This window comes from Variovorax sp. 01T439_2 (assembly GCF_056398445.1).
This window is the reverse complement of the sequence record NZ_JBFTPJ010000206.1, coordinates 1-7,295: the sequence shown is the minus strand read 5'-3', so window position 1 is coordinate 7,295 and position 7,295 is coordinate 1. Positions and strand designations below refer to the sequence as shown.

8 protein-coding genes and 1 pseudogene are annotated in these 7,295 nt (G+C 67.4%); 6 read left to right on the top strand and 3 right to left on the bottom strand.

Annotated features, from left to right (window positions below; translation table 11 throughout):
- Nucleotides 1-310 (bottom strand): peroxiredoxin (locus AC1DOC_RS12090; RefSeq protein ID WP_478129853.1); only part of this gene is annotated, 310 nt, incomplete at its 3' end.
- 133 nt (nucleotides 311-443) lie between these two features.
- Nucleotides 444-824 carry an Mth938-like domain-containing protein gene (locus tag AC1DOC_RS12085; RefSeq protein ID WP_012746966.1) on the bottom strand — a complete coding sequence of 127 codons (381 nt, stop codon included), beginning with the start codon at nucleotides 822-824 and terminating at the stop codon, nucleotides 444-446.
- Between the two features lie 103 nt (nucleotides 825-927).
- Here AC1DOC_RS12085 and AC1DOC_RS12080 point away from each other — a divergent pair, with 103 nt between their 5' ends.
- The 6 genes from AC1DOC_RS12080 (at nucleotide 928) to moaD (ending at nucleotide 7,168) form a co-directional block, all read left to right on the top strand.
- On the top strand, nucleotides 928-2,157 hold the full coding sequence (locus AC1DOC_RS12080) for a pyridoxal phosphate-dependent aminotransferase (RefSeq protein WP_012746967.1): 1,230 nt from the start codon (nucleotides 928-930) through the stop codon (nucleotides 2,155-2,157).
- A gap of 88 nt (nucleotides 2,158-2,245) precedes the next feature.
- Nucleotides 2,246-3,568 (top strand): homoserine dehydrogenase, encoded by a 1,323-nt coding sequence (locus tag AC1DOC_RS12075; RefSeq protein ID WP_012746968.1) that lies wholly within the window; start codon nucleotides 2,246-2,248, stop codon nucleotides 3,566-3,568.
- 21 nt (nucleotides 3,569-3,589) lie between these two features.
- Nucleotides 3,590-5,005, top strand: a complete 1,416-nt coding sequence (thrC, locus tag AC1DOC_RS12070; protein WP_062362141.1) for a threonine synthase — start codon at nucleotides 3,590-3,592, stop codon at nucleotides 5,003-5,005.
- 83 nt (nucleotides 5,006-5,088) lie between these two features.
- Nucleotides 5,089-5,634 (top strand): molybdopterin-guanine dinucleotide biosynthesis protein B, encoded by a 546-nt coding sequence (mobB, locus tag AC1DOC_RS12065; RefSeq protein ID WP_012746970.1) that lies wholly within the window; start codon nucleotides 5,089-5,091, stop codon nucleotides 5,632-5,634.
- Complete coding sequence (locus AC1DOC_RS12060) at nucleotides 5,627-6,904, top strand: molybdopterin molybdotransferase MoeA (protein WP_478079629.1); 1,278 nt, start codon at nucleotides 5,627-5,629, stop codon at nucleotides 6,902-6,904. Before mobB ends, AC1DOC_RS12060 begins: the two co-directional genes overlap by 8 nt.
- Before the next feature lie 12 nt (nucleotides 6,905-6,916).
- Nucleotides 6,917-7,168 carry a molybdopterin converting factor subunit 1 gene (gene moaD, locus AC1DOC_RS12055; protein ID WP_062362136.1) on the top strand — a complete coding sequence of 84 codons (252 nt, stop codon included), beginning with the start codon at nucleotides 6,917-6,919 and terminating at the stop codon, nucleotides 7,166-7,168.
- Here the strand turns inward: moaD and AC1DOC_RS12050 are convergent.
- Nucleotides 7,155-7,295, bottom strand: a pseudogene (locus AC1DOC_RS12050) (4-hydroxy-tetrahydrodipicolinate synthase); the annotation flags it as partial. The gene moaD and the pseudogene AC1DOC_RS12050 sit on opposite strands and share 14 nt — an antisense overlap.

The following is a 7,295-nucleotide window of genomic DNA, read 5'->3' as shown; positions in this document are numbered from 1 at the left end:
CGCCGAACATGTGGCACATTTTTTCTTCGGTGTCGGCGATGAGTTCGAACGGGAGTTCGAGCTTGGCCTTGAACTCGTCGTGCGACTTCATGTTGTCGCGGGACACGCCGAACACCGTGGCGCCGGCCTTTTCGAAGTCCTTGTAGCGGTCGCGAAACTGCATGGCTTCGGTCGTGCAACCCGGAGTGTTATCTTTCGGGTAAAAATACATGACCAGCACGTGGCCGAGATGAGAGGTATTCGAGACTTTCAGTCCGCCCGTGGCGTTGGCGTCGAATTCAGGAATGGGTTTGTTGACAACGATCGCCATGAAACTTGTTTTCTCCGTTGGTTTCCATTGATCGGGCGCTTTGCAGCACACTCGACGAATGGAGGATTGGTCGTTGCTAACTGGAGCAGCAGGCCTGTTCGCAACCCGGTATTTTACCCCGAAAAGCCTTCTCTCACCGCTCGGGCGGTTCCACGAGGAGGGCGGCGATCACGTGGCGGCCTTCGCCGGCCAGGATGTTGTAGGTGCGGCAGGCGGCGGGGGTGTCCATGGTCTCCACGCCGGTGCGCCTGGCCATCAGGGGCTGGAGCCAGGCAGGCTGCGGGAACCGGATGCGTGATCCGCTTCCGAAAATGACCAATTCCGCGCCCAGCGACGCAAGCTGGGCGAAATGCTCGGGGCCGAGCTGGTCGAAACGGGAGCAGTTCCATTCGAAGCGCTCGCCGCGGGAGCCCACCACCACGCTGCCCTCGACCTTTTCGTTGTTGATTGCGACCCACCCGGGGCCGTGCGCGGTAAGGGACTGGGCGTCGGATTTGTCGGGCTGGAGCTTCATCGGGGCACTGGGAACTGTGGTCAAATTATAGGTTTTCCCAGTGACACGAGGCCCTTCAGGGCCTTTCGACCTCGAGTAAGTAACCCGCGCCCGGGAGGGCCCTTTGAAGCAGTTCAAGAAATCGGCCAAGCTGGCCAACGTGCTCTACGACATCCGCGGCCCCATCATGGACGCCGCGAAGCAGATGGAGGAAGAGGGCCAGAAGATCATCAGGCTCAACATCGGCAACCTGGCCGTGTTCGGCTTCGATGCGCCGGAAGAGGTCCAGCAGGACATGATCCGCAACCTGCCGGGGTCGGCCGGCTATTCGGACAGCAAGGGCATCTTTGCGGCCCGCAAGGCCGTGATGCACGAAACCCAGAAGCAGGGTGTTGCGGGCGTCACGCTCGAGGACATCTACCTGGGCAACGGCGCGAGCGAGCTGATCGCCATGGCCACCAACGCGCTGCTGAACGACGGCGACGAAATGCTGCTTCCGGCCCCTGACTATCCGCTGTGGACGGCCGCTTCGAGCCTCTCGGGCGGCAAGCCGGTGCACTACCTCTGCGACGAAGCCAACGGCTGGATGCCCGACCTGGACGACATCCGCGCCAAGATCACGCCCCGCACCAAGGGCATCGTGGTCATCAACCCCAACAACCCGACCGGTGCGCTCTATTCCGACGAACTGCTCAAGAGCATCGTCGACATTGCGCGCGAGCACCACCTGGTGATCTTCGCCGACGAGGTCTACGACAAGGTGCTGTACGACGGCGTGCGGCACACCGCGATCGCGAGCCTGTCGACCGACGTGCTCACGCTGACCTTCAACTCGCTGTCCAAGAGCTACCGCTCGTGCGGCTACCGCGCGGGCTGGATGGTGGTTTCGGGCGACAAGGCGCGGGCGCAGGACTACATCGAGGGCCTGAACATGCTCTCGAACATGCGCCTGTGCGCCAACGTGCCGGGGCAGTGGGCCATCCAGACCGCACTCGGCGGCTACCAGAGCATCAACGACCTGGTCGGCGACGGCGGCCGCCTGCGGCGCCAGCGTGACCTGGCCTACGAGCTCATCACGGCCATTCCGGGCGTGAGCTGCGTCAAGCCGAGCGCCGCGCTCTACATGTTCCCCAAGCTCGATCCCAAGGTCTACCCGATCACCGACGACCGCCAGTTCTTCCTCCAGCTGCTGAGGGAGACCAAGGTGATGCTGGTGCAGGGCACGGGCTTCAACTGGGCCACGCCGGACCACTTCCGCATCGTGTTCCTGCCCCACGAGGACGACCTGCGCGAAGCGATCAACCGCATTGCCAGGTTCCTGGAGCTGTACCGCCTGCGCAGCAAGACGGATTGACGGCGCGCCCGCTCGCCGCGCGGTTGGCCGCGGCGGCCGGCGGTGCCTCCCTCACCACCCCTTACGAACCATCCACGCGAATCTCCCAATGAAACCCATCCAAGTAGGCCTGCTCGGCGCAGGCACGGTCGGCAGCGGCACCTTCAAGGTGCTGCTGCGCAATCAGGAAGAAATCAAGCGCCGCGCCGGCCGGGGCATCGAGATCACGATGGTGGCCGACCTGGACGCGGCGCGTGCGCGCGAAGTGGCTGGCGAAGGCGTGAAGGTGGTAGCCGATGCGCGCGAAGTCATCGCCAATCCGGACATCGACATCGTCATCGAGCTCATCGGCGGCTACGGCATCGCGAGGCAGCTGGTGCTCGAGGCGATTGCGGCCGGCAAGCACGTGGTCACGGCCAACAAGGCGCTGCTTGCGGTGCATGGCACCGAGATCTTCGCGGCCGCGCATGCCAAGGGCGTGATGGTGGCCTTCGAGGCCGCGGTGGCCGGTGGCATCCCGATCATCAAGGCGCTGCGCGAGGGCCTCACCGCCAACAGCATCCAGTGGCTGGCCGGCATCATCAACGGCACCACCAACTTCATCCTCTCCGAGATGCGCGACAAGGGGCTCGACTTCGCCACCGTGCTCAAGGAGGCGCAGCGCCTGGGCTACGCCGAAGCCGACCCCACCTTCGACATCGAGGGCGTGGACGCCGGCCACAAGGTCACGCTGATGAGCGCCATTGCCTTCGGCATTCCGGTGCAGTTCGACAAGGCGCACATCGAGGGCATCACCAAGCTCGCGGCGCAGGACATCAAGTACGCCGAACAGCTCGGCTACCGCATCAAGCTGCTCGGCATCACCAAGCGCACCGCGCAGGGCATCGAGCTGCGCGTGCACCCCTCGCTCGTGCCGTCGAAGCGGCTGCTGGCGAACGTCGAAGGCGCGATGAACGCGGTGGTGGTGCATGGCGACGCCGTCGGCACCACGCTGTACTACGGCAAGGGCGCGGGCAGCGAGCCGACCGCCAGCGCGGTGATCGCMGACCTCGTCGACATCACGCGCCTGCACACGGCCGATGCCGCGCACCGCGTGCCGCACCTGGCCTTCCACCCTGATGCCATGAGCGACCTGAAGGTGCTGCCGATGGCCGAGGTCGTCACCAGCTACTACCTGCGCCTGCGCGTGGCCGACCAGGCCGGCGTGCTTGCCAAGGTCACGGGCCTCCTGGCCACCGCGGGCATCAGCATCGACGCGGTGCTGCAGCGCGAAGCCGACGAAGTGGGCGGCGAGGGCTCCACCCAGACCGACCTGATCATCCTCACGCACGATGCGCGCGAAGGCACGGTGAACGACGTGCTCGCCGAACTGCAGGCCCTGCCCACCGTGCTGCAGCCGATCGTGCGCATCCGCAAGGAAGAGCTGTCCTGAGGACGGCGCAAGAGACCTACCGTGAACTACCTGAGCACCCGCGGCCACCCCGACCGCAAGCGTTTCTGCGAAATCCTGCTTGAAGGCCTCGCGCCCGATGGCGGCCTGTACCTGCCCGAGCACTACCCGCAGGTCGACACCGCCACGCTCGCCAAATGGCGCGAGCTGCCGTATGCGGAACTGGCGTTCGAGATCCTCTCGCTCTACATCGACGACATTCCGCCGGCCGACCTGAAGGCGATCTGCGCCAGGACCTACACGGCCGAAGTGTTCGGCAGCGACGAGATCGTGCCGCTGCGCGAGCTGGAAGACGGCGTGTACCTCGAGGCCCTGTCGAACGGCCCCACGCTGGCCTTCAAGGACATGGCGATGCAGCTGCTGGGCAACCTGTTCGAGTACGAACTGGCCCGCCGCGGCGCCGAGCTCAACATCCTGGGCGCCACCAGCGGCGACACCGGCAGCGCGGCCGAGTACGCCATGCGCGGCAAGAAGGGCGTGCGCGTCTTCATGACCTCGCCCGACGGCCGCATGAGCCCGTTCCAGCAGGCGCAGATGTTCAGCCTGCAGGACCAGAACATCCACAACATCGCCATCAGCGGCGTGTTCGACGACTGCCAGGACATCGTCAAGGCGGTGTCGAACGACCTGGGCTTCAAGCGCAAGTACCGCATCGGCACGGTCAACTCGATCAACTGGGCGCGGCTGCTCGCGCAGGTCGTCTACTACTTCGCAGGCTACTTCCAGGCCACGGCGAGCAACGACAAGCCCGTGAGCTTCACGGTGCCCTCGGGCAACTTCGGCAACGTCTGCGCGGGCCACGTGGCGCGCATGATGGGCCTGCCGATCCAGACGCTGGTGGTTGCCACCAACGAGAACGACGTGCTCGACGAGTTCTTCCGCACCGGCATCTACCGCGTTCGCGCGGCGGCCGACACGCACGAAACCTCGAGCCCCTCGATGGACATCAGCAAGGCCAGCAACTTCGAGCGCTTCGTGTTCGACCTCGTGGGTCGCGATGCCGGCAGGCTGCGCTCGCTGTTCGTGGACGATCTGGGCCGCCAGGGCCGTTTCGACCTGAGCGCCGATCCCGCGTTCAGGCAGGCCGCGGAGCGCTTCGGCTTCAAGAGCAGCCGCAGCACCCATGCCGACCGCCTGGCCACCATCCGCGAGACCGACAAGCGCTTTGCCACGCTGGTCGATCCGCACACGGCCGACGGCCTCAAGGCTGCGCGCGAACACCTCGCGCCCGGCGTGCCGATGGTGGTGCTGGAGACCGCGCTGCCGATCAAGTTTGCCGCCACGCTGGTGGAGGCGCTGGGCCACGAGCCCGCACGCCCGGCCAGGTTCGAAGGCATCGAGGCGCTGCCCAAGCGGGTCGTCAAGCTGCCGGCCGATGCCGAGGCCGTGAAGGCCTACATCGCGCAGAACTGTGACTGACCCTTGCCGCAAGCCGCGCCCTGCAGCGGCTGCCCCGCACATGCATTCGGCGGCCGCATAGACGGCCGCCACAGGAACTCGACATGAAGGTGATCGGCTTTTCCGGGTATTCGGGTTCGGGCAAGACCACGCTGGTCGAGCGCCTGATTCCCGTGCTCAAGCTCCATGGCCAGCGCGTGTCGGTGGTCAAGCATGCGCACCACAAGTTCGACATCGACCATCCCGGCAAGGACACCTACCGCCATCGCGAGGCGGGGGCCTTCGAGGTGGTGGTGGCGTCGGACAGGCGGCTCGCGCTGATCCGCGAATTCGAGCAGCCCGCGCAGCTGTCGGTGCACGACCTCATCGCCGAGCTCCATGACGGCGTCGACTGGGTGCTGGTCGAGGGCTTCAAGCACAGCGACCTGCTCAAGATCGAAGTCTGGCGCGCCCCCGAGGACGGCAAGCCGCCCCGGCCCTCGCAGTACATCGAGGACGCCTTCGTGACCGCCATTGCCACCGATGCGCCCGCGAGCCTGCCGGTGCCCACCAGCCTGCCGCTGTTCGACCTCGACGACATCGAGGGCATCGCGCAGTGGTTGATCGACAGCGCAAGCCGCTTCGAATACAACCCCGAACACCATGGCTGATTCCACCGCTCCCTCGCGCCCGCCGCTGATGGCGCTCGACGAAGCGCTTGCGAGCCTGCTCGCCAAGGCGCTGCCCAGGTTGCCCGCCGAAAGCGTGACCACCTTCGATGCGGACGGCCGCGTGCTCGCGCAGGACATCGTCTCGGCGCTCACCGTGCCGCCGCGCGACAACAGCTCGATGGACGGCTATGCGGTGCGCGTGGCCGACTGCGCCGCGCCGGGCGCCGTGCTGCAGGTCGCGCAGCGCATTCCTGCCGGCACCGTGGGCACGCCGCTCGCGGCCGGCACCGCGGCGCGCATCTTCACCGGCGCCCAGATTCCCGAGGGCGCCGACGCCATCGTGATGCAGGAAGACACCCAGCACGTGCCGCAGGAGGGCACGCTCGGCGCGGTGCGCATCGACATCGTTCCCGCGGCCGGCCAGTGGATTCGCCGCGCCGGAGAAGACGTGGCCGCCGGCGACGTGGTGCTGCGCCAGGGCGAGCGCCTGACGCCCGCCGCGCTCGGGCTCGCCGCCAGCGTGGGTTTCGACCGGCTCCAGGTCGCGCGGCGGCCGCGCGTCGCGCTGCTGTCCACCGGCGACGAACTGGTGATGCCCGGCGAGGTCGCGCCCGAGGCCATGAAGCCCGGCGCGATCTACAACTCCAACCGCTTCTTCATGCGCGCCTTGCTGCGCCGGCTCGGCTGCGAGGTGAACGACCTGGGCATCGTGCCCGACAAGCGCGAGGCCACCATCGAGGCGCTGCGCGGTGCTGCGGAAAGCAGCGACCTGATCATCACCACCGGCGGCGTGTCGGTGGGCGAGGAAGACCACATCAAGGCCGCGGTGCAGGCGCTCGGCGAGCTGCAGCTGTGGTCGCTCTCGATGAAGCCCGGCAAGCCCTTCGCCTATGGCTCGATCGCAAGGGCCGGTGGCGAGGCGCAGGGGCGCTGCCACGTCACGGGGCTGCCCGGCAACCCCGTGTCCAGCTTCCTGACCTTCCTGCTGCTCGTGCGTCCGTTCCTGCTGACGCTGCAGGGCGCCACGCGCGTGGCGCCCGAGCCCGTGCAGATGCGCGCCGACTTCGACTGGCCGCGCGCCGATCGCCGCCGCGAGTTCCTGCGCGCCCGGCGCAACGCCGCCGGCGGGCTCGACCTGTTCGCCAACCAGAGCTCGGGCGTGCTGACCTCGATGGTCTGGGGCGACGGCGTCGTCGACAACCCGCCCGGCCAGACCATCCGGGCCGGCGACACGGTGAATTTCATCCCCCTGGCCTCGCTGCTGGCCTGACCGAAGCTGTCCATGAAGGTCCAGATCCGTTACTTCGCCTCCGTGCGCGAGGCGCTCGACACCAGCGGCGAAACCGTCGACACCGGTGCGGCCACCCTGGCCGCGCTGCGCGACGAACTCATCGCGCGCGGCGGGGCGTACGCCGCGGCGCTGGCGCGCGGCAAGGCCGTGCGCATGGCGCTCGACCAGGCCATGAGCGACGAGGCGGCCGCGCTGCGCGAAGGCTGCGAGGTCGCCTTCTTCCCGCCCGTTACGGGCGGCTGAGCCGGGCGTCCAGCACCACCAGGCGCTCGCGCAAGGCATCGGAGGCGCGGGTCATCGGCGAGCGCAGCTCGTCGCGCATCGATCCGCCGTGCGCCAGCAGCGCCTTGAGCGGCGCGGGGTTCGGCTC

Bases quoted from the DNA above. Each gene is read 5' to 3' on its own strand.
- mobB (WP_012746970.1), top strand. From the start codon at position 5,089: ATGAAGGTGATCGGCTTTTCCGGGTATTCGGGTTCGGGCAAGACCACG.
- AC1DOC_RS12085 (WP_012746966.1), bottom strand. From the start codon at position 824: ATGAAGCTCCAGCCCGACAAATCCGACGCCCAGTCCCTTACCGCGCAC.
- AC1DOC_RS12060 (WP_478079629.1), top strand. From the start codon at position 5,627: ATGGCTGATTCCACCGCTCCCTCGCGCCCGCCGCTGATGGCGCTCGAC.
- moaD (WP_062362136.1), top strand. From the start codon at position 6,917: ATGAAGGTCCAGATCCGTTACTTCGCCTCCGTGCGCGAGGCGCTCGAC.